The organism is Acetohalobium arabaticum DSM 5501, assembly GCF_000144695.1.
GTDB lineage: Bacteria > Bacillota > Halanaerobiia > Halobacteroidales > Acetohalobiaceae > Acetohalobium > Acetohalobium arabaticum.
In genome coordinates, this window is sequence record NC_014378.1 from 2,418,730 (window position 1) to 2,444,159 (window position 25,430).

General features: G+C 39.6%; 24 protein-coding genes, 1 tRNA gene and 1 riboswitch. Of the genes, 1 reads left to right on the forward strand and 24 read right to left on the reverse strand.

What is annotated here, in order from left to right; genetic code table 11:
* Positions 1–6 precede the first annotated feature (6 nt).
* The 5 genes from nuoF to acear_RS11705 all read right to left on the reverse strand — a co-directional run bounded on the left by nuoF (position 7) and on the right by acear_RS11705 (position 3,994).
* Complete coding sequence (gene nuoF / locus acear_RS11690; RefSeq protein WP_013279224.1) at positions 7–1,803, reverse strand: NADH-quinone oxidoreductase subunit NuoF; 1,797 nt, start codon at positions 1,801–1,803, stop codon at positions 7–9.
* Positions 1,804–1,832: 29 nt separating this feature from the next.
* Positions 1,833–2,198 (reverse strand): (2Fe-2S) ferredoxin domain-containing protein, encoded by a 366-nt coding sequence (locus tag acear_RS11695; protein WP_013279225.1) that lies wholly within the window; start codon positions 2,196–2,198, stop codon positions 1,833–1,835.
* A gap of 51 nt (positions 2,199–2,249) precedes the next feature.
* On the reverse strand, positions 2,250–2,741 hold the full coding sequence (gene nuoE, locus acear_RS11700; protein ID WP_013279226.1) for an NADH-quinone oxidoreductase subunit NuoE: 492 nt from the start codon (positions 2,739–2,741) through the stop codon (positions 2,250–2,252).
* 465 nt (positions 2,742–3,206) lie between these two features.
* Positions 3,207–3,380, reverse strand: a complete 174-nt coding sequence (locus acear_RS13055; RefSeq protein ID WP_083771398.1) for a zinc ribbon domain-containing protein — start codon at positions 3,378–3,380, stop codon at positions 3,207–3,209.
* Positions 3,368–3,994, reverse strand: coding sequence for a redox-sensing transcriptional repressor Rex (locus acear_RS11705; protein ID WP_013279227.1), 627 nt, complete (start codon positions 3,992–3,994; stop codon positions 3,368–3,370). Before acear_RS11705 ends, acear_RS13055 begins: the two co-directional genes overlap by 13 nt.
* Positions 3,995–4,262: 268 nt before the next feature.
* On the opposite strand from acear_RS11705, the gene lgt reads away from it, so the two are divergent.
* Positions 4,263–5,024 (forward strand): prolipoprotein diacylglyceryl transferase, encoded by a 762-nt coding sequence (lgt, locus tag acear_RS11710; RefSeq protein ID WP_013279228.1) that lies wholly within the window; start codon positions 4,263–4,265, stop codon positions 5,022–5,024.
* Between the two features lie 55 nt (positions 5,025–5,079).
* On the opposite strand, the gene acear_RS11715 is transcribed toward lgt, so the two are convergent.
* The 19 genes from acear_RS11715 to purB form a co-directional block, all read right to left on the reverse strand.
* Positions 5,080–5,155, reverse strand: a tRNA-Phe gene (locus acear_RS11715).
* A 65-nt stretch (positions 5,156–5,220) separates the two neighbouring features.
* Positions 5,221–6,072 carry a branched-chain-amino-acid transaminase gene (ilvE, locus tag acear_RS11720; protein ID WP_013279229.1) on the reverse strand — a complete coding sequence of 284 codons (852 nt, stop codon included), beginning with the start codon at positions 6,070–6,072 and terminating at the stop codon, positions 5,221–5,223.
* A complete protein-coding gene (locus acear_RS11725; RefSeq protein ID WP_013279230.1) occupies positions 6,062–6,661 on the reverse strand; it encodes an anthranilate synthase component II in 600 nt (199 codons plus the stop codon). Before acear_RS11725 ends, ilvE begins: the two co-directional genes overlap by 11 nt.
* Entirely contained in the window at positions 6,658–8,157 is a 1,500-nt protein-coding gene (gene trpE / locus acear_RS11730; protein WP_013279231.1) for an anthranilate synthase component I, read from the reverse strand. The genes acear_RS11725 and trpE overlap by 4 nt, the downstream gene beginning before the upstream one ends.
* Before the next feature lie 133 nt (positions 8,158–8,290).
* Positions 8,291–9,856 (reverse strand): bifunctional phosphoribosylaminoimidazolecarboxamide formyltransferase/IMP cyclohydrolase, encoded by a 1,566-nt coding sequence (gene purH, locus acear_RS11735; RefSeq protein WP_013279232.1) that lies wholly within the window; start codon positions 9,854–9,856, stop codon positions 8,291–8,293.
* Between the two features lie 19 nt (positions 9,857–9,875).
* Complete coding sequence (gene purN / locus acear_RS11740; RefSeq protein WP_013279233.1) at positions 9,876–10,487, reverse strand: phosphoribosylglycinamide formyltransferase; 612 nt, start codon at positions 10,485–10,487, stop codon at positions 9,876–9,878.
* A gap of 24 nt (positions 10,488–10,511) precedes the next feature.
* Positions 10,512–11,546: a phosphoribosylformylglycinamidine cyclo-ligase gene (purM, locus tag acear_RS11745; RefSeq protein WP_041667400.1), complete on the reverse strand. Its 1,035-nt coding sequence runs from the start codon at positions 11,544–11,546 to the stop codon at positions 10,512–10,514.
* Between the two features lie 17 nt (positions 11,547–11,563).
* On the reverse strand, positions 11,564–12,991 hold the full coding sequence (purF, locus tag acear_RS11750) for an amidophosphoribosyltransferase (RefSeq protein WP_013279235.1): 1,428 nt from the start codon (positions 12,989–12,991) through the stop codon (positions 11,564–11,566).
* Positions 12,955–15,144, reverse strand: a complete 2,190-nt coding sequence (purL, locus tag acear_RS11755) for a phosphoribosylformylglycinamidine synthase subunit PurL (protein WP_013279236.1) — start codon at positions 15,142–15,144, stop codon at positions 12,955–12,957. The genes purF and purL overlap by 37 nt, the downstream gene beginning before the upstream one ends.
* Positions 15,134–15,832 (reverse strand): phosphoribosylformylglycinamidine synthase subunit PurQ, encoded by a 699-nt coding sequence (purQ, locus tag acear_RS11760; protein WP_013279237.1) that lies wholly within the window; start codon positions 15,830–15,832, stop codon positions 15,134–15,136. The genes purL and purQ overlap by 11 nt, the downstream gene beginning before the upstream one ends.
* Before the next feature lies 1 nt (position 15,833).
* Positions 15,834–16,094 carry a phosphoribosylformylglycinamidine synthase subunit PurS gene (gene purS, locus acear_RS11765; protein WP_013279238.1) on the reverse strand — a complete coding sequence of 87 codons (261 nt, stop codon included), beginning with the start codon at positions 16,092–16,094 and terminating at the stop codon, positions 15,834–15,836.
* A gap of 22 nt (positions 16,095–16,116) precedes the next feature.
* Positions 16,117–16,827 carry a phosphoribosylaminoimidazolesuccinocarboxamide synthase gene (gene purC, locus acear_RS11770; RefSeq protein WP_013279239.1) on the reverse strand — a complete coding sequence of 237 codons (711 nt, stop codon included), beginning with the start codon at positions 16,825–16,827 and terminating at the stop codon, positions 16,117–16,119.
* 30 nt (positions 16,828–16,857) lie between these two features.
* Positions 16,858–18,252 carry a lyase family protein gene (locus acear_RS11775; protein WP_013279240.1) on the reverse strand — a complete coding sequence of 465 codons (1,395 nt, stop codon included), beginning with the start codon at positions 18,250–18,252 and terminating at the stop codon, positions 16,858–16,860.
* Entirely contained in the window at positions 18,252–19,202 is a 951-nt protein-coding gene (locus tag acear_RS11780) for a patatin-like phospholipase family protein (protein ID WP_013279241.1), read from the reverse strand. The genes acear_RS11775 and acear_RS11780 overlap by 1 nt, the downstream gene beginning before the upstream one ends.
* 56 nt (positions 19,203–19,258) lie before the next feature.
* Positions 19,259–19,783, reverse strand: coding sequence for a 5-(carboxyamino)imidazole ribonucleotide mutase (gene purE / locus acear_RS11785; protein WP_013279242.1), 525 nt, complete (start codon positions 19,781–19,783; stop codon positions 19,259–19,261).
* A 3-nt stretch (positions 19,784–19,786) separates the two neighbouring features.
* Positions 19,787–20,947 (reverse strand): 5-(carboxyamino)imidazole ribonucleotide synthase, encoded by a 1,161-nt coding sequence (locus acear_RS11790; RefSeq protein ID WP_013279243.1) that lies wholly within the window; start codon positions 20,945–20,947, stop codon positions 19,787–19,789.
* Between the two features lie 25 nt (positions 20,948–20,972).
* Complete coding sequence (gene purD / locus acear_RS11795; protein WP_013279244.1) at positions 20,973–22,244, reverse strand: phosphoribosylamine--glycine ligase; 1,272 nt, start codon at positions 22,242–22,244, stop codon at positions 20,973–20,975.
* 145 nt (positions 22,245–22,389) lie between these two features.
* A riboswitch (purine riboswitch) is annotated at positions 22,390–22,491 on the reverse strand.
* A gap of 196 nt (positions 22,492–22,687) precedes the next feature.
* Positions 22,688–23,974, reverse strand: coding sequence for an adenylosuccinate synthase (locus acear_RS11800; protein WP_013279245.1), 1,287 nt, complete (start codon positions 23,972–23,974; stop codon positions 22,688–22,690).
* Positions 23,975–24,000: 26 nt separating this feature from the next.
* A complete protein-coding gene (purB, locus tag acear_RS11805; RefSeq protein ID WP_013279246.1) occupies positions 24,001–25,296 on the reverse strand; it encodes an adenylosuccinate lyase in 1,296 nt (431 codons plus the stop codon).
* Between the last annotated feature and the right edge of the window lie 134 nt (positions 25,297–25,430).

Below are 25,430 nucleotides of genomic sequence, written 5' to 3' on the forward strand. Positions count from 1 at the left end.
TCCAAATCATTCCTTAACTATAGCATCAAATGGACAGACATCCACACAGGCTCCACACTTAATACATTCATCTACATCTATGGTATGCTGCTCTTTAGCCTCTCCACTAATAGCATCGGCTGGACACTCATCTACACACTTAGTACATCCTTCACAGTCATCGGTAATCTTATAATCCAATAAGGCTTCACATGCACCGGCAGGACATGTCTGTTCCTCAACATGGGCTTCATACTCATCTCTAAAGTATCTTAAAGTTGATAGAACCGGATTAGGTGCTGTCTGACCTAAACCACATAAGGAAGCAGTCTTAATTGTTTCAGCTAAACTCTCTAATTTATCGATATCAGCCAATGTGCCTTCACCATCAGTAATCTTTTCTAATATCTCTAGCATTCTTTTGGTACCTTCTCGACAAGGAGTACACTTCCCACAGGATTCTGATACTGTAAAGTTAAGAAAGAATCGAGCTACATCTACCATACAGGTATCTTCATCCATTACAACCAATCCACCAGAGCCCATCATTGCTCCAGCATCAAGTAAAGAATCATAGTCAATTGGTAAATCCAGCTTCTCTTCAGGAAGACAGCCGCCAGAAGGACCTCCAATCTGAACTGCTTTAAAATCTTTACCTTCATCAATACCGCCGCCGATATCATCAATAATTTCTCTCATTGTAATTCCCATAGGAACTTCAGCCAAACCAGTATTATTGATCTTTCCTGTCAAGGCAAAGACTTTAGTTCCTTTACTATCTTCAGTACCTATTTCACTAAAAGCTTCAGCACCATTATTGATAATCTCCGGAACATTCCCATAAGTTTCTACATTATTAATATTTGTCGGTTTGCCCCACAGTCCTTTTTGAGCTGGAAAAGGCGGTCGAGGTCTAGGCATTCCCCGTTCTCCCTCAATTGAAGCCATTAAAGCCGTCTCTTCACCACAAACAAAAGCACCGGCTCCTGCTTTAATCTGTAGATCAAAGCTAAAGTCTGTTCCGAAAAGATTCTCTCCTAATAAGCCATGCTCGTTAGCCTGATCAATTGCTTTCTCCAGACGTTCAATAGCCAATGGATATTCTGCACGAACATAAATATATCCTTCATCTGCTCCAATAGCATATCCAGCAATAATCATGCCTTCAAGCAGTTTATGCGGATCCCCTTCTAATAAACTACGATCCATAAAAGCACCTGGATCACCTTCATCAGCATTACAGATAATATACTTCTTATCCCCCTCAGCATCATAAGCAAACTGCCACTTAACGCCTGTCGGAAAACCGCCTCCACCGCGTCCACGAAGGCCGGATTTTTTAATTTCATCGATTACTTCCTGTGGCTCCATTGTTGTTAAGACTTCTCCTACTGCCTGATAACCATCCTGAGCAATATATTCTTCAATACTTTCAGGATTGATCTTACCACAGTTGGATAATACTACCCGCTGCTGTTTCTCATAGAAATCTATATCCTGATAGGACGGAATATTCTCTTTTGTCATCGGCTCCTTATAAAGCAGCCTCTCTAATATTCTCCCCTTTAGAATATGCTCTTCTACCAGCTCTTCTAAATCCTCGGGCTGGACCTCACAGTAGAATACTCCTTCAGGATATACAATTAAGATCGGCCCCTTTTCACAGAAACCGTGGCATCCTGTTTCGACAATCTTAATTTCATTTGTCAAACCCTGTTTATCCAGTTCTTCCTTTAAAGCCTCCTGTACTTCTTCACAGCCTGATGAAACACAGCCTGTACCTCCACATACTAAGATATGTGATCTATAAATAGACTCTGACATTATCTATTACCTCCTTTAAAGCCTGATAATTAATCTTCTAATTTAGCTACTACCAGCTCCTCTACGATATTACCATTAACCACATGTTCACTGATAATCCGCCGAGCAGCTTCCTTAGTTACTTCACCATAGGTAATTCTATTCTTTCCCGATAGCTGAACATCGACCAACGGTTCCTTTTCACACATACCTATACAGCCGGTCTGGGTTACCACTACATCCAGCTTTCGCTTATCTATCTCTTCTAACAGCACCTGCATAATCTCTCTTGCTCCAGCAGCAATACCACAGGTCCCCATTCCGACAATTACTTTAGGCTTGCCGTCTGCCTTTCTTGTCTTGAGATCTTGTTGGACCTTTTCTTTTAATTCATTTAATTCATCCAAGGATTTCATGGGTTAGTCACCTCCAAAGTTAGGTTAATAAATTTCGGTTATCATTTGTACTTATTCATACTCGGCTAATATTTCTGGTACTTGGTCAGGAGTTAATCGACCGTGGGTATCGTCGTTGATCATAATTACTGGAGCTAAACCACAGGCACCGATGCAGGCAACTGATTCTAAAGTAAACTTAAGATCTTCGGTGGTTTCTCCATCATCAATTCCTAATTCCTCCTGAATCTTCTCCAGAATCTTTTCACCACCGCGCACATGACAAGCAGTTCCCATACAGACTCTAATTACATTTTCACCGCGAGGATTTAAATGAAATTGAGAATAGAAAGTTGTTACTCCATAGATTTTACTGAGGGAAACTCCTAAATTCTCAGACAATTCTTTTAAAACCTGCTGTGGCAGATAGCCATATTCTTCCTGTATAGCCTGTAGAATAGGAATCAAATTCTTCTTTTTCATTTTATAACCTGCTAAAATATCTCTTAATGGTGCTAGATACTCTTCTCTACTCTTTTCTGAATTTTTACATTGACATGCCATTACAGAGTACCTCCTCAACTATTTATAATCTTTGCTTCTATGCAGCTTCTCTGTACTTATTCAATAATTAAATATATAACTTATTAGACTATAGCTTACTACTCACCCCCCCTTGATATTATCCAACTATAACAAATATATCCTCAAATTATTCATCTATATATTACATATTAAAAAATCCTCTTAATATTTATAATTTTTTAAATCATTATATAAATAATCTCACTAAACTAATATTATAAACTTAACCTAGTCAGCTTCTCCATCCAAATCATAGATTTAGATGAAGCTTGCTAAGTTCAGATATGCTCATCATATCCTAAAGAATATTAGCAAGTTTTGCACCTTCTTAAACCTACAAATTGGTGATTCAGATTAAAGAAAGTAACGGGTTCGCCTGACAAGATTACGCCCATCCTTACTGTAAAAAAAATAAGAGCTACGAGTTACCTCGTATGCTATCTTTTAAATAGCTCGTTGAGCAATATTTACTGAAGCATTATAATCAGCATTTAACTTGTGTCCATTAGGACATACAAACTCACCTTGGCTTTTTCTATTACCTTTTTTACCACAAATCGTATTTATATAAAGTTTATAAAATTTCTCTTTATTCTGTTGTTTTTTTAATCCTGAGATAAATGATAAGCTAAACTAATTAATCCAATCGATAGATCTTCATCCTTTAATTCAATCTCCTGAGGAACCTTTAAATGAGTAGGAGCAAAATTCCATAAAGCTTCAACACCTGCGTCAATTAAATCATCAGCAATACTTTGAGCATGCTCAGCCGGCACAACAATAATTCCCACTTTTATTCCATTCTCTTTGACCACTTCTTGTAACTTACTTACATCATGGATTTTTAAGCCAGCAAACTTCTTACCAATCTTATTGGGATCAGCATCAAATACATAATCAATCTTCAAACCTAATTTCCTAAATCCCCCATAATTTACTAACGCATGACCTAAGTTACCAGCACCAACTAAAGCCACTTCCCAAACCTGATCGAGTCCCAATATTTTTCTTAAATGCTTTAACAATACAGGCACTTCATAACCTACACCTCTCCGACCAAATTCTCCATAATAGGATAAATCTTTTCTTACCTGAGTAGAGGGAATACCGATCTTATCTCCTAATTCCTGAGAAGATATAATATCAACATTCATCTTATTTAATCTCTGCAGACAACGATAATAAATCGGCAACCTTTCTATTGTTGTAGTAGGGGTTATTGTCTTTTTCACTTTTTTCCTCCTTAAATATACATAAATATCAATACACAAATTATAATACATACCTTATTTAAATATAATACTAGATACTTTTTAAAAGTCCTTTTTTTCACAAGAAAATTACTAGCTGTTATTCATTTACATATAATAAGAAATACCATTATACTTTCATTATTCCAAATACAGAAATTAATTTCTAATTCTTAACTTCTTTACATAGTAAAAAAAATATATTATTATATTAACTAAATCTAGATTATCGAGGAGGATTAAATTTATCATGCTAAAACCAAACTATATAGACCCAGTAGCTTTTGAAATTGGACCTCTTACTATTCACTGGTATGGTATTATTATGGCTTTAGCCATCTTGCTAGGCTTAACTATTGCCTTAAAAGAAGCAAAAAGAAGGAACTTCAATCCAGACCTATTATTGGATTTAATTATTTTTGCCATTCCAGTTTCTATTATCAGCGCTAGAGCCTATTATGTTATCTTTGAATGGAATTACTACAGCCAGCATTTTTCAGAAATAATAGCTGTCTGGAAGGGAGGACTAGCCATTCATGGAGCTTTGATCGGAGCCACATTAACTGCCATAGTCTTTACAAAGATAAGGAAAGTTGATTTCTGGAAAATGGCCGATATTACTGCTCCTAGCTTAATCTTAGGCCAAGCTATTGGACGGTGGGGGAATTTTATCAACCAAGAAGCCTACGGCTATAAAACCGATTTGCCTTGGGCTATGTATATTGATGGAGCTTACCGCCATCCTACCTTTTTATATGAATCAATCTGGGATCTATTAATTTTTGGTTTTCTGTTATGGCTGCGAAAAAAAGAATGGATCAATAATGGCGATATATTCTTAAGCTATATCATAGGCTACTCTATCGGCCGTTTCTTCATTGAAGCCTTAAGAACTGATAGTCTAATGTTAGGACCTATTCGCGTAGCACAAGCAATTAGTCTTCTTTTAATAATTACTGCTGGAAGCTTAATTTACCAACATAGACAGAATAATCAGAAAAGAGCTGACTAATTGATTAGCCAGCTCTTTATATATACTAAAAATATTTAATTACTAATAATAAAAATGGTGGCAAGACCCGGATTCGAACCGGGGACACGAGGATTTTCAATCCACTGCTCTACCAACTGAGCTATCTCGCCACTCAACTTACATTTATACATAATACTATAAATCAATTATTTTGTCAATAGAATTGAATATTTTTTTACTCTAGCCGCGGAAAATTATTAAATAACCTCTCAGTTACCGCTCCCGGTCTGCCTGTGCCGATTAATCTACCGTCCATCTTAACTATAGGGATAATTTCTACTGATGTAACTGTAGCAAAGGCCTCATCAGCTGTATAGAAGTTATGTCTAGTTAAATCTTCTTCTTTAACTGTAATCCCCAATCTATCAGCCGTCTCCATTACTGTCTTACGGGTTATTCCAGCCAAAATTCCAGCTGAAAGAGGCGGAGTCTTTAAGATTTTATCTTTAACTATAAACAGATTACTGACTGTTCCTTCAGTTATAAACCCCTGCTGATTCAACATAATACCATCATCAGCTCCAGCTAATTTAGCCTCTGCTTTAGCCAAAATATTATTTAGAAAGTTACAGGACTTAATTCTTGGACTTACTGTCGCTACCTGGTTACGGCGGGTAGGCACAGTAATTACTTTCCAGCCTTCCTCATATAATTCCGGGCTAGGCGGAGTTAACGGCTTGGTAATAATCATTAATGTCGGCTCTATATCTACTGTCGGATCAATACCTATCCTGGCCTCTCCTCTCGAAAAGCTAATCCTAATATAGGCATCTTCACCTACTAACTCGTTTGCTCCTAGTGTTCTTTTAATTTCAGAAATCAACTCTTCCTTAGAATACGGTATCTCCAGTAAAATTGCCTGAGCTGAATCATAGAGCCGGTCTAAATGTTCATCTAATTTAAAGATCTTGTCTCCATAAGAACGCATTGTCTCAAAGATACCGTCACCGTAAAGATAACCACGGTCCAATGGCGAAATCCTTGCTTCCTCTACTGGAGATATCTCACCATTGATATTAACCTGCATAATCGATCACACTGCTGTCTAATTTAGGCACTTCTAAGAAGTTAGCCAGCAGGTCATGGCCGGCCTTAGTCAGAATTGATTCCGGATGGAACTGCAAACCGACAATATCATACTCTTTATGTCTGATCCCCATAATCTCTCCTGCCTCAGTATGGGCAGTAATTTCAAAGCAGTCAGGTATCGTCTCCCGCTCAATAATTAATGAATGATATCTAGTAGCTGTAAAAGGCGATTCAATTTTAGCAAAAACACCATCTTCATTATGATAGATTTCGGAAGTTTTGCCGTGCATCAGATTCTCAGCCCGTATAATATTACCACCAAAAACATGGCCGATACATTGATGTCCCAGACAGATACCTAAAATCGGCAGTCTATCTTTGAAATGTCTGATCACATCATTTGAAATTCCTGCTTCCAGTGGAGTACAGGGCCCGGGCGAAATAATAATCTTGTCGGGGTCTAATTCCTCAATTTCTTCAATTGTTATCTTATCATTTCGATGAACCTCAATATCTACCCCCAACTGGCCGCAGTACTGAACCAAATTATAGGTAAAAGAATCATAATTATCAATCATTAAGATCACTGAATATCCCCCTCTTCTACTAACGTAATTGTCTTCAGCAGCGCTTCAGCCTTCTTAAGTGATTCCTCATACTCCTTTTCGGGAATCGAATCATCGACAATACCAGCGCCGGCCTGAATATAGGCTCTGCCATCTTTGATCACCATTGTCCTGATAACTATATTCAGTTCCATTTCCTCTCCAAAGCCTAAAAAACCGATAGCTCCTGTATATGGCCCCCGTCGAACAGGCTCTAACTCCTCAATTATCTCCATTGTCCTGACCTTCGGTGCTCCAGTAATCGTACCACCGGGAAAGACCCCCCTTAAAATATCAAAGCGATCCTTATTTTCATGTAACGCCCCGCGTACATTAGAGACTATATGAATTACATGAGAATATTCCTCAATAACCATCAACTCATCGACTTCTACTGTTCCATAGTCAGCCACCCGTCCTAAGTCATTCCGTTCCAGATCGACTAACATAATATGCTCGGCCCGCTCTTTGGGATGATTAATCAACTCATCGGCCAGAGCCTCTGTTTCGTCTTCGGTTTCACCGCGAGGTCTAGTTCCAGCAATCGGCCGTGTCTCTACAACTCCATCCAAAGACCGTACTAAAAGCTCCGGCGAAGAACTGACAATCTCTAATTCGCCAAAGTTGAGATAGGCCATATAAGGCGATGGATTCAGCTTACGCAGTACTTTATAGATTGTAAAGGAGTCTTCAGTTACTGGAGCATCAACCCGCACCGAAAGATTAACCTGGAAGATATCCCCAGCTTTGATATACTCCTTGGCCTGCCGCACAGCAGCAGCAAATTCGTCCCTGCTGAAACTGGCATTATAATCCAAATCTTCTTCATTAAAAGCAAGATCAGTATCAGAAAAGTCTTTGATCTCATCCTGATAATCATTACCTGTTATTGCTGTAATAATTCCATCAATCTCTTCCTGGGCCTGAGCATATAAGTTATCTACCTCCCCCTGCTCCAACCTTAGATTAGAAATGATAATTAGTTCTTCAGCCACATGGTCAAATACAATCACTCTATCAGTAAAAGCAAAAAAGATCTCCGGTAATTCTAAATCATCTTCGGCATCTGTAGGCAGCTCTTCAAAGAATCTACCAACATCATAACTAAAATAGCCTATTGCTCCACCGTAGAATTTAGGCAGCTTATCAACTTCAACCGGCTGATACTGATCCATAATCTGCTTCAATTCTATCAAAGGATGTCCAGTCTTTTCTATTATCTCCTCTTCTTTGGTTATTGTAATCTTATCTCCTTTACTCCTAAAAACCATAAAAGGTTTATAACCTAGAAAAGAATAGCGGGCAATATTCTCTGGCCCCTTCCCGCTCTCTAATAAAAAGAAGTCATCACTGCTACCGTCTAACTTTTCAATTACTGAAATCGGGGTCTCATCATTTAGCGGAATCTTGCGGTATACCGGAATTAGATTTCCTTCTTCAGCTAGTACTTCTAACTCTTCTTTAGTGGGAAAGTACAATAGTTTATCACCCTTCCAGATTATGTTAATAATATTTCTTATTATTATACACTAACTTAAATTTTTTGCAAAAAATTTAAATATAAAAACAGCGGAACATCTCTGCCCCACTGTATATACCAGTTATCTACATTTAATGTTTAAAGTGTCTCCGGCCAGTAAAGACCATAGCAATACCATGCTCATTAGCAGCTGCAATTACTTCTTCATCCCTGATTGACCCGCCGGGCTGAATAATGGCTGTAATACCCATTTCAGCCGCCTGCTCAACGGCATCAGCAAAAGGAAAGAAAGCATCGGAAGCTACTACTGCTCCTTCTTTTCGCTCCTCAGCTTTACGGCCGGCAATCATCATAGCATCTACCCGGCTCATCTGTCCAGCACCCACACCGACAATCTGTTCCTCTCTACCTATTACAATAGCATTGGACTTCACATGCTTGACAACCTTCCAGCTAAATAACATATCTTTTAGCTCCTGGTCAGTCGGTTCACGATCAGTAACAACCTCAAGCTCAGACTCATCTAATTGGGCTAAATCGCGATCCTGGACTAAAAGACCACCAACTACCTTCTTTATATCCTTTTCATCAGTATCTTCATCGATAAACAGCTCTCCTGTCTCCAATAAACGTACATTTTCCCAACGCTGCTGTAAGATTTCTAGGGCCTCTTCACTGAAACCAGGAGCAATTACTACTTCCACAAATTTTTCAGGATCTGCTATCTCCTCAGCTGTCTCTTGATCAACTTCGCGATTTAAAGCTACAATACTACCGTAAGCCGAAACAGGATCTCCAGCATAAGCCTGCTGATAAGCCTCAGCTAAAGTATCAGCTACAGCCATGCCGCAAGGATTGGCATGCTTAATTACTGCTGCCGCCGGCTGAGCAGTAAACTCCTTGACTAATTCTAAAGCTCCATCGGTATCATTGATATTATTGAAGGATAAGGCTTTACCATGTAATTGTTTAGCCGTCGTGACAGATGGTTCCGTAGTCTCCGCCTGCCGATAGAAGGCTGCCTGCTGATGAGGATTCTCACCATAGCGTAGATCACTTACCTTCTCATATCGATCCCGAATTACTTCCTTGGCTTCATCATCTTCTTTAACAAAGTCAAAGAGATAATCCTGAATTAAGTGATCATACTCTGCTGTATGTTTAAAGGCTTTATAGGCTAACTCTAACTTTTTGTCAGATGATAGCTCTACTTCATTCTCCTCTAACTCTGCTAAGATCCCATCATAATCTGCAGGATCAACTACTACTCCTACATCATTACAGTTCTTAGCAGCCGATCTGATCATTGTAGGACCGCCGATATCTATATTCTCAACTGCTTCTTTAAATGTTACATCCTGAGCAATAGTTTCAGCAAAAGGATAGAGATTAACTACAATTAAATCTATCGGTTTGATACCTAATTCCTTAAGTTCAGTCATATGTTCTTCATTATCTCTAACAGCCAGAATGCCGCCGTGGACAGCAGGATGGAGCGTCTTGACTCTACCATCCATCATCTCTGGATAATCAGTCACCTGGGGAATATCTACAACCGGAATTCCTGCTTCCTTTAATTTAGCCCCAGTACCACCTGTAGAGATAATATTAACCCCCAGCTCATGTAAACCTTGGGCAAACTCCACAACTCCTCTCTTATCCGAAACACTGATTAAAGCATATCTTACTTCTCCCATATTTACCACCTCGCTATTATTATAAAATCTCTACTCTATCATCTCTCACCTGTAACTTATTATCAGCATAGAGCTGAATTGCTTCCGGATAGATCCTATGCTCTTCAGCTAAAATACGCTTAGATAGACTTTCAACTGTATCATCCTCTAATACAGAGACTGCAGCCTGCATAATAATCGGACCGCTGTCCATACCTTCATCAGCAAAGTGAACTGTACAGCCGCTTACTTTAACGCCGTATTCAAGAGCCTGTTTCTGGGCATCAGTACCCGGAAAGGCCGGCAGCAGTGACGGATGAATATTCATAATTCTATTGGAATAATGCTGAATAAAATAAGAGCTTAGAATCTTCATAAATCCAGCCATTGCTACCAAATCTACATTATTTTCTTCTAGAACTTCAATCATTTCTTCTTCATACTCTTCTGTATCAGCAAAATCACCCGACTCTATGCACTGCTGTTTAAGCCCGTGATTTTCTGCCCGTAACAGAGCTTTAGCCTCTGGATTATCACTGATTACAATTCCAATCTCGGCATCTAATCTACCCTCTTCAATACTATTAATAATTGACTGTAAATTAGTTCCCCTTCCAGAAGCCAAGACTCCAACTACTAATTTCTTGCCCACATACTCCACCTCACTTTTATAATCTTACTTAAGATTTAAATCAACTCTTTTATCTCCAGCTCTAATCTCCCCGATTAAATAAGCTTCTTCATTTAATTCATCAAGCTTAGCTAGGACTTCATCGGCCTGGTCAGCACTGACAACAACTGCCATACCGATTCCCATATTAAAGGTGCGGTACATCTCAGTTAACTCTATACCCCCTTCTGTCTGAATTATATCAAAGATCGACGGTGTAGGCCAGATATCCGAATCAAGCACTGCTTCAGTCCCTTCGGGCAGAATCCGCGGTAAGTTTTCGATCAAGCCTCCGCCAGTAATATGGGCTATCCCCTTTAATTGAAAGTTTTCTAATAATTCCAGGATAGGTTTAACATAAATCTTAGTCGGCTTCAGCATCTCTGTTCCTAACTCTTCATCAAGCTCTTCCAATTCTGTTTCTACATCATAGCCAGCAACTTCAAATAATACTTTACGGGCTAAAGAATAGCCGTTGCTGTGAATTCCATTAGAGGCTAAACCGATAACTTTATCGCCTACTCCTATCTCTTCACCGGTAATCACTTCTGATTTGTCCACAATTCCCACAGCAAAACCGGCCAGATCATATTCGTCCTGATTATAAAAACCTGGCATTTCAGCCATCTCACCGCCGATTAAGGCTGCTCCTGCTTCTTTACAGCCCTGGCTGATACCTTTGACAATTTCTTCAGTTTTGGCCGGAATTAAGTTATCAATAGCTAAATAATCAAGAAAGAAGAGCGGTCTAGCTCCTTGTACTACAATATCATTTACAGACATAGCCACTAAATCAATTCCAATAGTATCATGCTGATCCATCATAAAGGCTACTTTTAACTTGGTACCTACTCCATCGGTACCTGCAACAAAGACGGGTTCTTCATACTCAGTAAGATCCGGAGCAAATAAGGCTCCAAAACTGCCGAGCCCGGTCAATACTTCCGGCCCAAAAGTAGATTCCACATGTTGACCAATTTTATCTACTGCTTCTTCACCGGCATCGATATCGACACCGGCATCCTCATAAGAAAGTCCCATTCTTCCACCTCCAGTCATTACTTCTCCAAAGCAAACTTATCTGTTCCAATCTCAATCTGATACTCACCATCAAAACAGGCAGTACAGAAACCATACCCATTGGTATTAATCGAATCTAATAGCCCTTCCTGGCTTAGATAATGGAGTGAATCAGCCCCGATATGCTGACAGATACCTTCGATATCCTTCTGGGCAGCAATTAACTCCTTACGCCGTGATGTATCCATGCCGTAATAACAGGGATAAGCTACTGGCGGCGAAGAAATAGCCATATGGACTTCTTTAGCCCCAATGGATCTAACTCTGCGGATAATCTGTTTACTGGTAGTTCCCCGCACAATTGAATCATCTATTAGGATTACCTTTTTATCCTTAATTATTTCTTTGATCGGATTTAATTTTAATCTCACCTTTAGGTCTCTGATCTCCTGAGTCGGCTGAATAAAAGTCCGACCGACATACTTATTTCGCAGTATCCCCTGCTGATAAGGAATTCCGGACTCCTCCGAAAATCCTAAGGCTGAAGGAATTCCTGAACTAGGCACTGGAATTACTAAATCAGCATCTACATCCATCTCACGGGCTAACTGCTTTCCCATTTCCCGACGGGCTAAGTGAACATTCTGACCGCCAATATTACTATCAGGGCGGGCAAAGTAAATAAATTCAAAAACACAGAAAGTATGCGGTTTACGCTCAGTATAATGTAAACTTTCAATTCCATCTTCATTGATAACTATCATTTCACCAGGTTCAATATCTCTGATAAATTCTGCTCCAATAATATCAAAAGCACAGGTTTCTGAAGCAATAATATAGGTATCACCTTTACGCCCTAAAGATAAAGGTCTAAAGCCATAAGGATCTCTGGCAGCAATTAAGCTCTCCTCTGTCATAGCCACCAGGCTAAAAGCCCCCTTGATCTGCTGTAGGCTATGAGTAATAGCCTCAATAACATCATCTTTAAAAGACCGGGCCACTAAATGAGCAATAACTTCTGTATCCAGTGTTGAATGAAAGATTGAACCTTGGCTTTCTAAATTATGTCTTATTTCAGCACTATTAACTAAGTTCCCATTATGGGCTAATGATAAATCACCTTTGCTGGAATTAACTAATAAAGGCTGAGCATTAGTCAACAGACTAGAACCGGTCGTAGAATAACGAACATGACCAATAGTAATCTCTCCTGTCAGATCCGTCAATATATCTTCATTAAAGATATTAGTCACTAATCCCATATCTTTATGAACTCTTAATTTTCCATCGTCATTAACACAAATACCGGCACTCTCCTGGCCGCGATGCTGTAGAGCATGAAGCCCCAGATAAGTAAGATTGGCTACATCACACTTACCATCGGTTGCATAGATACCAAAAACTCCACATTCTTCCTCCATTTTATCACTTAAGCCTCGATTCTGTCTGCAATACTTCTCTGCCATCTCTCTTTCATCTCCCCAATTTTGAGATTAACAGCATTATTGATTGCTAATCTATCGCCTGTTACTTGTCCTAACTCTGTCACAGGAACATCATAATCTGCTGCTATCTCATTTATTTCAGCTACATCCTCTTTAGTTGCTGAAATAAGAATTCTACTCTGTGATTCAGAGAAAAGAAGCTCTGCTGTCGATAACTCACTTTCTACTTCAATCTCTGCACCTATCTCTCCAGCAATACAGCTTTCGGCTACTGCTACAGCTAATCCGCCGTCAGCACAGTCATGGGCTGACTTAACAAGATCATCTTTAATAGCCTGTAGACAGGTCTGCTGGACACTCTTTTCTAACTCAAGATCAAGTTCCGGAACTCTACCTTTCTCTAAATTATGAATCGCATTCAAATACTCACTGGCTCCTAATTCAGCCTTAGTCTCTCCTAAAAGTAGGATGACATCTCCTTCATCTTTAAAGTCAGCCGTTGTAGCCTGATCTAAATCCTCAAGTAAGCCTACCATCCCAACAATCGGTGTCGGATAAACTGCTGCTGTAGGACTCTCATTATAGAAACTTACATTACCTCCAGTTACTGGAGTATCCAGGGCTAGACAGGCTTCACTGATTCCTGCAATACATTCTTCAAACTGCCAGAAGATCTCCGGCTTCATTGGATTACCAAAGTTCAAACCGTCGGTAATAGCAATCGGTTCTCCTCCGGCACAGATTATATTGCGGGCTGCTTCAGCCACTGCAATACTGCCGCCGCGCTCAGGATCAAGATAACAATAGCGGCCGTTACAGTCAGTAGTAACAGCTAAACCTTTCCCGGTTCCCTTCACTCTCAATACCGCTGCATCAGAACCGGGTAGGACAACAGTATTAGTCCGTACCATATGATCATACTGTTCATAGACCCATTCTTTGCTAGCAATATTCGGTGCTACAAGAATATCTAATAGAGTTTCATTGAAATCTGCCGGTTCATTAAGCTCACTTACATTGAAGTCCTGTACCTCATCTAAATACTCTGGACGTTTAGATTCTCTATTATATTCTGGAGCATCATCGGCTAGGGAACTGGCCGGTACTTCAGCTAATACTTCATCTTGATTCTTTACTCTAAGCATTCCGTCATCGGTTACTTGACCGATTACCTCAGCATGTAGTCCCCACTTAGCAAAGATCTCTTCTACTAAGTCCTCTTTGCCCTTCTTCGGTACTACCAACATCCGCTCCTGCGATTCAGATAACATTACTTCATAAGACGTCATTCCAGTAGCCCGCTTAGGCACTAGATCAATATCCAGTTCAATTCCGGCTCCGCCGCGGCTGGCCATCTCACAAGAAGAGCTAGTCAGTCCGGCAGCACCCATATCCTGAATTCCGACTAAAGAGCCGGTCTTAATTAATTCTAAACAAGCCTCTAACAATAACTTCTCCATAAAGGGGTCTCCTACCTGAACAGCCGGTCGGTCTTCTTCGGAATCCTCAGTCAACTCATCAGAAGCAAAGCTGGCTCCCTGAATCCCATCTCTACCAGTGGCAGCACCAACTACCATTACTGGATTACCAACACCTTTAGCAGTTCCCGTAGAAATATCCTCATGATCCATAATTCCAACACACATAGCATTAACTAACGGATTCTCCTGGTAAGAATCAGAGAAATAGACTTCTCCTCCGACAGTAGGAATTCCGATACAGTTACCGTAACCGGCAATTCCAGAAACTACTCCATCCAGCAAGAACTTAACGCGGTCATTATCTAAATCTCCAAACCGAAGAGAATTCAGACAAGCTATCGGTCTGGCACCCATAGTAAAGATATCACGAATAATACCGCCTATTCCGGTAGCAGCTCCTTCATAAGGCTCAATTGCTGATGGATGATTATGGCTTTCAATCTTAAAGGAAACAGCCTGCTTATCACCAATATCAATAATACCGGCATTCTCACCTGGCCCCTGTAAGACCCGTTCACCTTCCGTCGGTAAGTTTCTAAGAACAGCTTTGGAATTCTTATAGCTGCAGTGTTCCGACCACATTACCCCATACATACCTAATTCAGTCCGATTGGGCTCTCTACCTAAAATATCAATAATCATTTCATATTCTGTTTCAGTTAATCCTTCATGTTCCCAGGGTTTATCGACCATTCTTTTCACCTCTCTTAATTACATACTCTACAATAGAAGAAAAGATCTTATAGCCGTCCTCAGAACCATTGCCCAAAATAGATTCTGAACAGCGCTCTGGATGAGGCATTAAACCGAATACATTCTTTTTTTGATTACAGATTCCGGCTATATCGGCTACAGAACCATTTGGGTTCTCATTACTATATTTAATTACTATCTGATCATTATCAATTAACTTCTGCAGACCAGCTTCATCAATATGATAATTACCTTCGCCGTGGGCTACAGGAACATTTAAGACTTCACCTTCACTACATTGATTAGTAAAAGGAGTCTCTGCATTGATAACCTCCAGATCAATATACTTACAGGCAAACTTCAAACTATTATTGATCTTCATTGCTCCCGGCAGTAAGCCAGCCTCTAATAAAATCTGGAATCCGTTACAGATACCGATTACTAAACCGCCATTTTCTGCATACTCAATTACTGACTCCATCATCGGTGAAAAACGGGCAATAGCACCAGTTCTTAGATAATCACCATAGGAGAAGCCGCCGGGTAGAATAATGCAATCATATTCCGATAAATCCGCTGTATCATCATGCCATAACATATCAGTAGATTCACCTAAAACTTCATGGGCTACATGGTAACAGTCCTGGTCACAGTTGGAGCCAGGAAAGGTTACGACTGCAAATTTCATACTATCCCTCCAACTCTTCAATTTCAAAAGTATAATCCTCAATTACTGGATTGGCCAACAGCCGCTGACACATCTCATCTACCTGCTTGCTAGCTTCTTCCTTTGACGGTAGATCCTCTAATTCTAATTCTATATGCTTTCCTACCTGAACTTCAGATACGTTATTATAATCTAACTTCTCTAAACCACCCTCTACAGCCTGTCCTTGCGGGTCTAAAATGCTCTCCTTTAATAAAATTTTAATCTCTACTTTCCAATCCATTTTACTGCCCCCTCTATTCAAATTATGACTTCAGCCTCTTCAAAATTTCCTGATAAGCACCTTCAACTTCGCCTAGGTCTCTGCGGAACCGATCCTTATCCAGCTTCTTTTGAGTATCACTATCCCAGAAGCGGCAGGTATCAGGTGAAATCTCGTCACCGAGATAGATCTTACCGTCAGCTACACCTGTCCCAAACTCCAGCTTAAAGTCAACTAAGTTAATATTCCTCTCAGCCAAAAAGTCAACTAAAACTTCATTGATTTCAAATGCTAACTCCTTGATTTCTTCTAATTCCTCTTTTTTAGCCAGTTCTTCAGCCTGAATATGATACTCATTAATCAATGGATCCCCTAAATCGTCATCCTTATAATAAAATTCTAACACCGGCTGGTCCAATTTAGTTCCTTCTTCTAAACCTAGACGTTTGGCCAGACTGCCGGCTGCTATATTTCTCATTACCACTTCAACCGGAATAATCTCCAACTTCTTAACTAAGACATCCGTTTCATTTAACTGTTTAACCAAATGAGTCGGAATTCCCTTCTTATCTAATAATTCAAAGAAGATAGTAGAAATCTCTGCATTAAACTCGCCCTTTTCAGCAATCTGGCCCTGCTTTTGACCGTCAAAGGCTGTTGCATCATCCTTATACTCAACAATCACCTTATCCTCATCTTCTGTAGAATAGACTTTCTTAGCCTTTCCTTCATAAATCATTTCTAATTTTTTCATTAGTATTTCCTCCTTATTCCCTTCTGAAGATTAATTAATATCCAGCTTCTCCTTCCAGTGCTGTACAACCTTCTCCGTCTTCTCACTGGCCAAACCGGTATACTGTTCAGGATTAATCAGTAACTTCTTCTGCTTATCACTTAGCTGTTCCCAATAAGGCTTCAGTTCATCCTTCTGTTGAATCAACTCCCGCAGTGTCTGACCGGTCTCATCGGCTTCTAAAGTCAACTTCCGTACTGCTTCATGGGCATCAGGATGGCCTAAAGAAGCAAGTAAGATATAGAGCGGTTCTGCCACTATCAACTCCTTGCTTTGATTAAAGTTCTCCTCCATTCGCTGCTGATCAACTACTAACTTTTCACAGGTTCTGATTAAGCGGTTGGTAGCCGATAGTAAGCCGACTATAACTTCAGGAATGAATCTACTAGAAGCCGAGTTGCTCAAATCGCGCTGATGTTCAGAAATCTGGTCCTGATAAAGCGTCATCATCCGCGGCATAAACTGCTTCCACATACTTTTGACATTTTCATAATTAATAGGATTCCGTTTGTGAGGCATTGTCGAAGAGCCGACCTGATCTTTATCGAAGTGTTCACCTACTTCGCCGATCTCTGTCCGCTGTAAGTGGCGCATATCATCACTGAAATTAGCTAAAACACCAAAACAAGAGACTAAGGAATGAATAAAATCAGTAATATATTCCGGTTCTACTATCTGGGTTGAATGGATCCCTGCTTCTAAATCAAGCTCTGCTAAAACATTGGCTTCAAACTCCTCGGGATCATCAAAGAAGAGATGGCTAGCATTATAGGCGCCGACAGCACCAGCAATCTTCCCTTTTAGCTGTTGACTGCTCTCAATCACAGCTTCAATCCGTGTCCCTAATCTACTGACATACTCTGCTACAGCAAATCCGAAGGTTACTGGAACTGCATGCTGACCGTGGGTACGGCCAATCTGTACCGTCTCCTTCTCTCTTAATGCAATCTCCATTAAGACCTCTTCTAATCTCTTCAAAGTGGGAATAATTAATTCTTCAGCAGATTCTTTATAACGTAAAGAGTTAGCAGTATCAACAATATCAAAGGAAGTAGTAGTGAAGTGAATATAAGGCTTAGCTTCATCACTGACTCTTTGTTGAATACAATTAACTAAAGCCCGAATATTATGCTTAGTCTTCTTTTCTTCTTCATATACCTCCTGAGGCTTAATCTCTTTAACAGCCTCCTCTACTTCCTGGGCTACCTCTGTAGAACAGACATCAGCTTCAGCTAAAGCCTTTACTAGAGCTGCTTCCACTGCTGTTTGATATCTAATCTTGGCTCTTTCTGATAAGTACTTCGTATAATCCTCAAATTCATCTTTACGCAGTGAATAACGATGATCTAAAGGACTAATATTATCAAAAATACTACGAGTAGTCATTAGTCTTCCTCCCTAAACTCTTCAATTGACTCCTTAATTTGATACACATAATCTCTTCCTACTTCTCTCCCTATCTCCAACAGATAAGGAATCTTATCTACATCAGTCAAACTAACCTTTCCTATATCAGGTTTAATTACTAAATCAGCATAATCCTTTAATTTAAGATCAGTAACTTCCTGGCCTACAATATCAAAAGATTGCAGCAGCATATCAAAGAGATTTCTAATTGAATCATCATCCTGAATTTCAAATCCCAGATCCACTGCTAACTTAAGATCAACATTTAACTTAGCCAATATATCGGCCGGTACATTATTCTTCAGTCCGCCGTCTACTAATAGACGGTTATCCAGTTCAACGGGAACAAATAAACCCGGAATCGAAATACTGGCTCTAATAGCCTGGGCTAACTGGCAATCTATAATAAAGATATCATCATCTAAACCCTGAATAACAATTTCATTATCCCTACCCTGCAGCAAAGGAGTCAGTCTACCTTCGGTAAAGACAATTAATTCACCGGTTTTGATATCAGTAGCAGTAATAGCAATCGGAATCTCTGTTTGATCAAAGTATTTACCTTCAGTCTGCCAGCACAGAAATCGCTCAATATCACGGCCTACAATTACTCCCTTCGGCATCTCTGCCCAGTAGAAGCCTAATTTTCCTATCAGAATTTTTAATAAAATTTTCAATACTCTAATTGGATCAACATGTAAATTGAAATATCCACCTTCTTTAAAATCAAAAGCCAATTCCTTTAATTCCTGGATAGAACAGCCTACACTATATAATCCTCCGATTAGTCCTCCCGCACTACTGCCGCAGATAACATCAATCGGAACTTCATGCTGTTCAAAAACTTCTAAAATACCGATATGGACTATACCTCTAATGCCACCACCGCCGAGAGCAAGTCCTATTGACGGTCTCTCCCCTTTTAGCATCGGTCTCACCTACCTTATATATACATTATATGGACCGATTCTAAAAAGGTGTTAACTTAATTCTGAGGATTCTCTTTTAGATACTCTTCATAGCCTAACTCTTCTAGCTCTGATGCAGTATCCTTGACTCTCTCATTCAATCTATCTTTATAGGCTTCAAATTCAGCCCGAATATCTTTATCGGCTATACCCAGCATCTGAACTGCCAGGAGTCCAGCATTTTGGGCTCCATTGATTCCTACTGTAGCTACCGGTGCTCCTCCAGGCATCTGCACAATCGAATAAAGCGAATCCAAGCCGCTTAATTTTGAAGTCTTAATCGGAACACCGATCACTGGCAGAGAAGTATGAGCGGCTGTCATCCCCGGTAAATGGGCTGCCCCACCTGCACCAGCAATAATAACTTCGATTCCTTTATCTGTTGCCTTCTCTGCATACTCCTGTACTCGTTTAGGAGTCCTATGAGCTGATACCACTGTCAATTCATAGGAAATGTCAAAATCATCCAACACTTTCGCTGCCTCCTGCATCACCGGTAAATCAGAATCACTCCCCATGATAATTCCTACTTTAGGCTGCATAGATTAATCTCCTCCTATCTTAATCAGTTTACTTGCTTCTGAAGCAGTCCGGCTTGCTTGCTCCACTGTATCTGCCGTAACTGTCAAATGTCCCATCTTCCTATTCGGTCTTGTTATCTTCTTACCATAATTATGAACTTTAACATTGGGAAGCTTTAAAGCTTCTTCTATACCCTTAACTTTAGCTTCTCCTGTACTTCCTTCTTCACCAAGAATATTCCTCATTACCGAAGGCTTTACTAAGTCTGTACTTCCTAACGGCAGACCTGTAATTGCTCTGACATGGTTAGCAAACTGGGAAGTAACGGTACCTTCAATAGAATAATGACCTGAATTATGAGGGCGGGGAGCAACTTCATTAATTAATACTCTATTATCTCCCGTTACAAACATCTCTATACAGAAGATTCCCACACCTGAAAATAACTCTATAACCTCACGGCCCAGCTTAAGTGCCTCCTCTTTAACTTGACAGCTAATATCGGCCGGAACCTTAGATTCAATTAAAATGCTACCCTGATGTTGATTCTCTCCGATAGGATAAGTAACTACTTCTCCATCAACACCACGACAGCCCAAAACTGAAATCTCTCTATCAAACGGAATAAACTCTTCTGCCATTAACAGATTATCCCCAACTCCCAAGGCCTGATAACCTTCTTTAATTTCACTCTTACTTCTGATTAAGAAGTTACCCTTGCCATCATAACCTCCGGTACAGCTTTTTAACATGACAGGATAACCAAACTTATCACCTGCTCTTTTAATATCCTCTTCAGTAATTACCTTCATATGATCCGAAACCGGCAGATTATGCTCCTTAAATAGTTCTTTCTGGCGATACTTATTCTGAATAGTAGCCAAGGCTAGGGGAGTAGGATAAATATTATATCCTTCGCTTTCTAAGTCCTGTAAAACTTCTACTCCAATATGTTCAAATTCATAGGTTATAACATCGGATTTTCCGGCTAACTCTCTAATGGCTTCCTCATCATCAAAATCAGCTACAAGATGCTCATCAGCAATACTATGGGCCGGGCAGTGGGCTGTAGGATCTAGAATTATAATATAAAAATCCATCTTCTTAGCCTCTAAAATCATCATCTTGCCCAACTGACCGCCGCCGATGATTCCAATCTTCCGTTTAGTCTTATCTATCGACATTTAAGCACCTCCCCTTTTTAATCTGCTACTTATGATTCAAAGCTTTCTGTCCAATGTCAGTCCGATACTCTGCATCTTCAAACTCAATCTTCTCTATTCCCTGATATGCTTTGTTGATAGTCTCTTGGTAATCATCTCCTAACGCAGTTACTCCCAATACTCTACCGCCGGCCGTTACTAATTTATCATTCTTAACTTCAGTACCGGCCTGGAAGACAGTGGTACCATCTGCTTCAGTTTCTTTAATTCCGGTAATCTCCTTACCAGTCTCATAATCAATTGGATAGCCACCAGAAGCCATAATAACACAGACAGCTGTCTTATCAGACCATTCTACTTCTACTGAAGCTAAGTCTTCAGCAATAACGGCTTCAGCAATCTCTACTAAGTCAGTCTCTAAAAGTGATAATACCGGCTGGGCTTCCGGGTCTCCAAAACGCACATTATATTCCAATACTTTAGGTTCATTATCTTCAATCATTAATCCAGCATATAGAATCCCTTTATACTTAATTCCTTCCTGCTGCAGGGCTTCAATAGTAGGTACCAGAATTTCATCATAGGCCTTCTGAAGCACTTTATCTGTAACTACCGGCGCTGGAGCATAGGCACCCATACCGCCTGTATTCGGCCCCTCATCATTATCATAGGCCTGCTTATGGTCCTGAGAAGACAGCATAGGAACTATAGTTTCTCCATCAGTAAAGGCTAAAACAGTTGCCTCTTCTCCATCTAAATACTCTTCAATAACCACTCTTTCTCCTGCCTGACCAAACTTTTTATCTAACATAATTGTCTCTACAGCTTCTATAGCTTCTTCTTCCGTTTCAGCTATAATAACTCCCTTGCCCGCTGCTAAACCTTCAGCTTTAACTACAATCGGAGCCCCTACTTCTTTGATATATGTAATTGCGTTATCAACTTCAATAAAAGCATCATACTTAGCAGTTGGAATATCATATTTAGCCATCAAATTTTTAGAAAATACCTTACTTCCCTCTAACTTTGCCGCTTCTTTATTTGGACCAAAGACTTTTAGTCCCTCTTCCCTAAACCGGTCAACAATTCCAGCTACTAATGGTGCTTCGGGACCGACAAATGTCAAATCTACCTCTTCCTCTGTGGCAAACTCCACTAACTCTTCTACATCATTATCCTCTATATCCACATTTTCAGATAATTGGGCTGTTCCTGCATTACCTGGAGCAGTAAATATCTTATCTACTTGTGGACTCTGATTTAATTTCCAGACTAAAGTATGCTCTCTTCCTCCACTGCCGATTACTAATACCTTCATCAAATCCCTCCTTAATGTCATAAATACTAATAAAGCCCAGACAGGAAGATTCCACCAGCTAGACTAAGAGCAGAACCTCCCCGCCTGGGCTTTTCTCCCTTCGGTGTTATAATTGTACCGCTTGGACCTGACTAAAAATACGGAACCCTAGGTACACTTCCCTCATAGTCAGGTAGTTTACGGCTACCTGGTAGAAACTCGTAGGCCTTATTCCCACAGTTATATGAGGCTATCATTCGGATATAATCTTTTTTCAAATTTATAATACCAAAGATATACCATTTAGTCAATATAAAGACGAATATTTTTTAAACTAATACTGATAATATTCATCTCTATTGAAAATAATTTCTTATATCACTTTTGATTACTTTTATTTCTGATACATGCCAAAAAATATAAACCCGCCTAAAAATAACTAGGCGGGTAATAATTCAAATTACTTAATCTACAAATCCATCTATAACTATAGTTTCTTCTCTTTTAGGACCGATGGATAGAATAGAAATCTTAACTCCAACTAACTCAGACAATCTGTTCAGATATATTTTAGCATTCTCCGGCAGATTATCATACTCTCGTATCTGAGATGTATCCTCATCCCAGCCGTCAAACTCCTCATAAATCGGTTCACATCCAGATAATACCCGCTGATCTGTAGGAAACTCTTCTAAAGTTTTTCCTTTATATTTATAACCAGTACAGACCTTTACCTTCTCCAAACCATCAAGTACATCCAGTTTAGTAACTGCCATGCTAGTTAAGCCATTAACTCTTGCTGCATATCTAACAATAGTTGCATCAAGCCAGCCACATCTGCGAGGTCTACCAGTAGTAGTCCCAAATTCCTGTCCCTGCTTTCTGATGATTTCTCCCATCTCTCCTGTCAATTCTGTAGGAAAAGGACCAGCACCTACTCTTGTAGTATAGGCCTTAACGATACCAAGAACGCTATCGATCTTAGTCGGACCTACACCAGCTCCAGTACAAGCACCGCCAGCAGTTGGATTAGAAGAAGTTACATACGGATAAGTTCCGTGGTCTATATCCAACAGAGTTCCCTGGGCACCTTCAAAGAGTACATTCTTATCCTGCTTAATAGCCTGATTAACTAAATAAGATGTATCAGTAATATATTCCTTCAGCTGCTTTCCGTATTCCAGATATTCAGTAACTAATTTATCTATATCGAAGGTATCAGCATCATAAACCTCGGTCAAGATTGAATTCTTAAGCTCTAATGTAGCTTCTAACTTTTCTCTTAAGACTTCTTCATTCAATAAATCGCCTATCTTAATTCCAAAGCGTCCTATCTTATCCATATAAACAGGACCAATCCCCCGACCAGTAGTTCCGATCTTGCCATTACCCTTTCTAGCCTCTTCCATCTGATCTAACTGACGGTGATAAGGCATAATCACATGGGCATTAGAACTGATGTGAAAGTCATTTACTTTAACGCCTCTATCATTCAATGACTCAATCTCTTCAAGCAAGACAGCCGGATCAATGACTACTCCATTGGCTATCACACAAGTAGTATCTTCATACAGGATTCCTGAAGGAATGAGGTGGAGCTTAAATTTTCCTTCTTCTACTACTACTGTATGGCCGGCATTATTACCTCCCTGATAGCGAACTACAACATCTGTCTTCTTGGAGATCATATCAGTAATCTTACCTTTTCCTTCATCTCCCCACTGAGATCCTACTAAAACTACATTTGCCATTCCTAAAACCTCCGTTTTTCTGTTATTTATTCTAATCCCAAACGAACAAAGATCTTATCTATATTCTTAAGATGATAATCATAATCAAAGATCCTCTCAATCTCATCCTCAGTCAGATAATCCAAGATTTCTTCATCTTCTACTAAATAATCTTTAAAATGCTTCTTACCTTCCCAGGCCTTAAGAGCATTTCGCTGGACTAATTCATAGGCATCATCTCTTAATAATCCCTGATCTACTAATTCCAGCATTACTTTTTGAGAAAAGATTAAACCATTAGTCTTTTCTAAATTCTCCATCATATTATCTTCATAAATATCCAACTGTTTAAGTACAGTCTTAAATTTAGTCAACATATAATCTATTAAGATACTGCTGTCAGGAAAAATAATTCTTTCTACTGATGAATGGGTCAGATCCCGTTCATGCCACAGCGGTTGATTCTCAAAAGCAGCAGTACTATTTGATCTAACTACTCTAGCTAAACCAGAAATTCGCTCACAAGTAATCGGATTCTTTTTATGAGGCATAGCCGAAGAACCCTTCTGGCCTTGTTTAAATGATTCCTCCACTTCTAAAATATCTGTTCGCTGCAGATTTCTAATCTCAGTAGCAAATCTATCCAGTGAACCTGCAATTACACCCAAAGTAGATATGTATTCAGCATGCCGATCCCGCTGTAAAATCTGTGAAGATATAGGTGCCGGCTTTAAGTCCAGAATATTACATGTAATTTCCTCTACTTCAGGAGTAATATTAGCAAAGGTTCCGACAGCACCAGAGATCTTACCATAACTTATTCTTTCTTTAGCAGCTCTAAACCGTTCAATATTCCGCTCCATTTCCGAATACCAGTTAGCCAGTTTGAGTCCAAAAGTGATCGGTTCAGCATGAATTCCATGAGTGCGGCCAATCATTACTTGGTCTTTATATTCAACAGCTTTCTTTCCTAGCAGCTCTGTTGCCTCTTCTAGGTCCTGTAAAATTATCTCAGCAGATTCCTTTAATTGTAGTGAACGGGCGGTATCTTTAATATCAGATGAGGTCAACCCTAAATGAATATATTTCGATTCCTCACCTAAACTTTCAGCTACTGCTGTTAAAAAAGCCAAAACATCATGCTTAGTCTCTTGTTCAATCTCTTTAATTCGATCAACAGTAAAATCGGCTTTATCCTTCATCTCTGCTACATCTTCATCTGGAATTTGACCTACTTCAGCCAAAGCTTCACAGACAGCAAGTTCAATATCCAACCATTTATTAAATTTATTCTCTTCACTCCAAATCTCTTCCATCTCAGATAGAGTATAACGATCTATCATTAAAATTTTTCCTCCAATCTAAGTTAATTATAACCAATTATCAAAAACACACTAATATAATAGCAAAATAACTAGATAATGTCAAGCAATAGTCGAATTTAAATCAAGGATACTAGATAAATATTCGTTTATTT

Coding starts and splice junctions, on each gene's coding strand:
- nuoF (WP_013279224.1), bottom strand. CDS start 1,803: ATGTCAGAGTCTATTTATAGATCACATATCTTAGTATGTGGAGGTACA.
- acear_RS11695 (WP_013279225.1), bottom strand. CDS start 2,198: ATGAAATCCTTGGATGAATTAAATGAATTAAAAGAAAAGGTCCAACAA.
- nuoE (WP_013279226.1), bottom strand. CDS start 2,741: ATGGCATGTCAATGTAAAAATTCAGAAAAGAGTAGAGAAGAGTATCTA.
- lgt (WP_013279228.1), top strand. CDS start 4,263: ATGCTAAAACCAAACTATATAGACCCAGTAGCTTTTGAAATTGGACCT.
- ilvE (WP_013279229.1), bottom strand. CDS start 6,072: ATGCAGGTTAATATCAATGGTGAGATATCTCCAGTAGAGGAAGCAAGG.
- purH (WP_013279232.1), bottom strand. CDS start 9,856: ATGGGAGAAGTAAGATATGCTTTAATCAGTGTTTCGGATAAGAGAGGA.
- purM (WP_041667400.1), bottom strand. CDS start 11,546: ATGGGACTTTCTTATGAGGATGCCGGTGTCGATATCGATGCCGGTGAA.
- purF (WP_013279235.1), bottom strand. CDS start 12,991: ATGGCAGAGAAGTATTGCAGACAGAATCGAGGCTTAAGTGATAAAATG.
- purL (WP_013279236.1), bottom strand. CDS start 15,144: ATGGTCGATAAACCCTGGGAACATGAAGGATTAACTGAAACAGAATAT.
- purQ (WP_013279237.1), bottom strand. CDS start 15,832: ATGAAATTTGCAGTCGTAACCTTTCCTGGCTCCAACTGTGACCAGGAC.
- purS (WP_013279238.1), bottom strand. CDS start 16,094: ATGGATTGGAAAGTAGAGATTAAAATTTTATTAAAGGAGAGCATTTTA.
- purC (WP_013279239.1), bottom strand. CDS start 16,827: ATGAAAAAATTAGAAATGATTTATGAAGGAAAGGCTAAGAAAGTCTAT.
- acear_RS11775 (WP_013279240.1), bottom strand. CDS start 18,252: ATGACTACTCGTAGTATTTTTGATAATATTAGTCCTTTAGATCATCGT.
- acear_RS11780 (WP_013279241.1), bottom strand. CDS start 19,202: ATGCTAAAAGGGGAGAGACCGTCAATAGGACTTGCTCTCGGCGGTGGT.
- purE (WP_013279242.1), bottom strand. CDS start 19,783: ATGCAGCCTAAAGTAGGAATTATCATGGGGAGTGATTCTGATTTACCG.
- acear_RS11790 (WP_013279243.1), bottom strand. CDS start 20,947: ATGTCGATAGATAAGACTAAACGGAAGATTGGAATCATCGGCGGCGGT.
- purD (WP_013279244.1), bottom strand. CDS start 22,244: ATGAAGGTATTAGTAATCGGCAGTGGAGGAAGAGAGCATACTTTAGTC.
- acear_RS11800 (WP_013279245.1), bottom strand. CDS start 23,974: ATGGCAAATGTAGTTTTAGTAGGATCTCAGTGGGGAGATGAAGGAAAA.
- purB (WP_013279246.1), bottom strand. CDS start 25,296: ATGATAGATCGTTATACTCTATCTGAGATGGAAGAGATTTGGAGTGAA.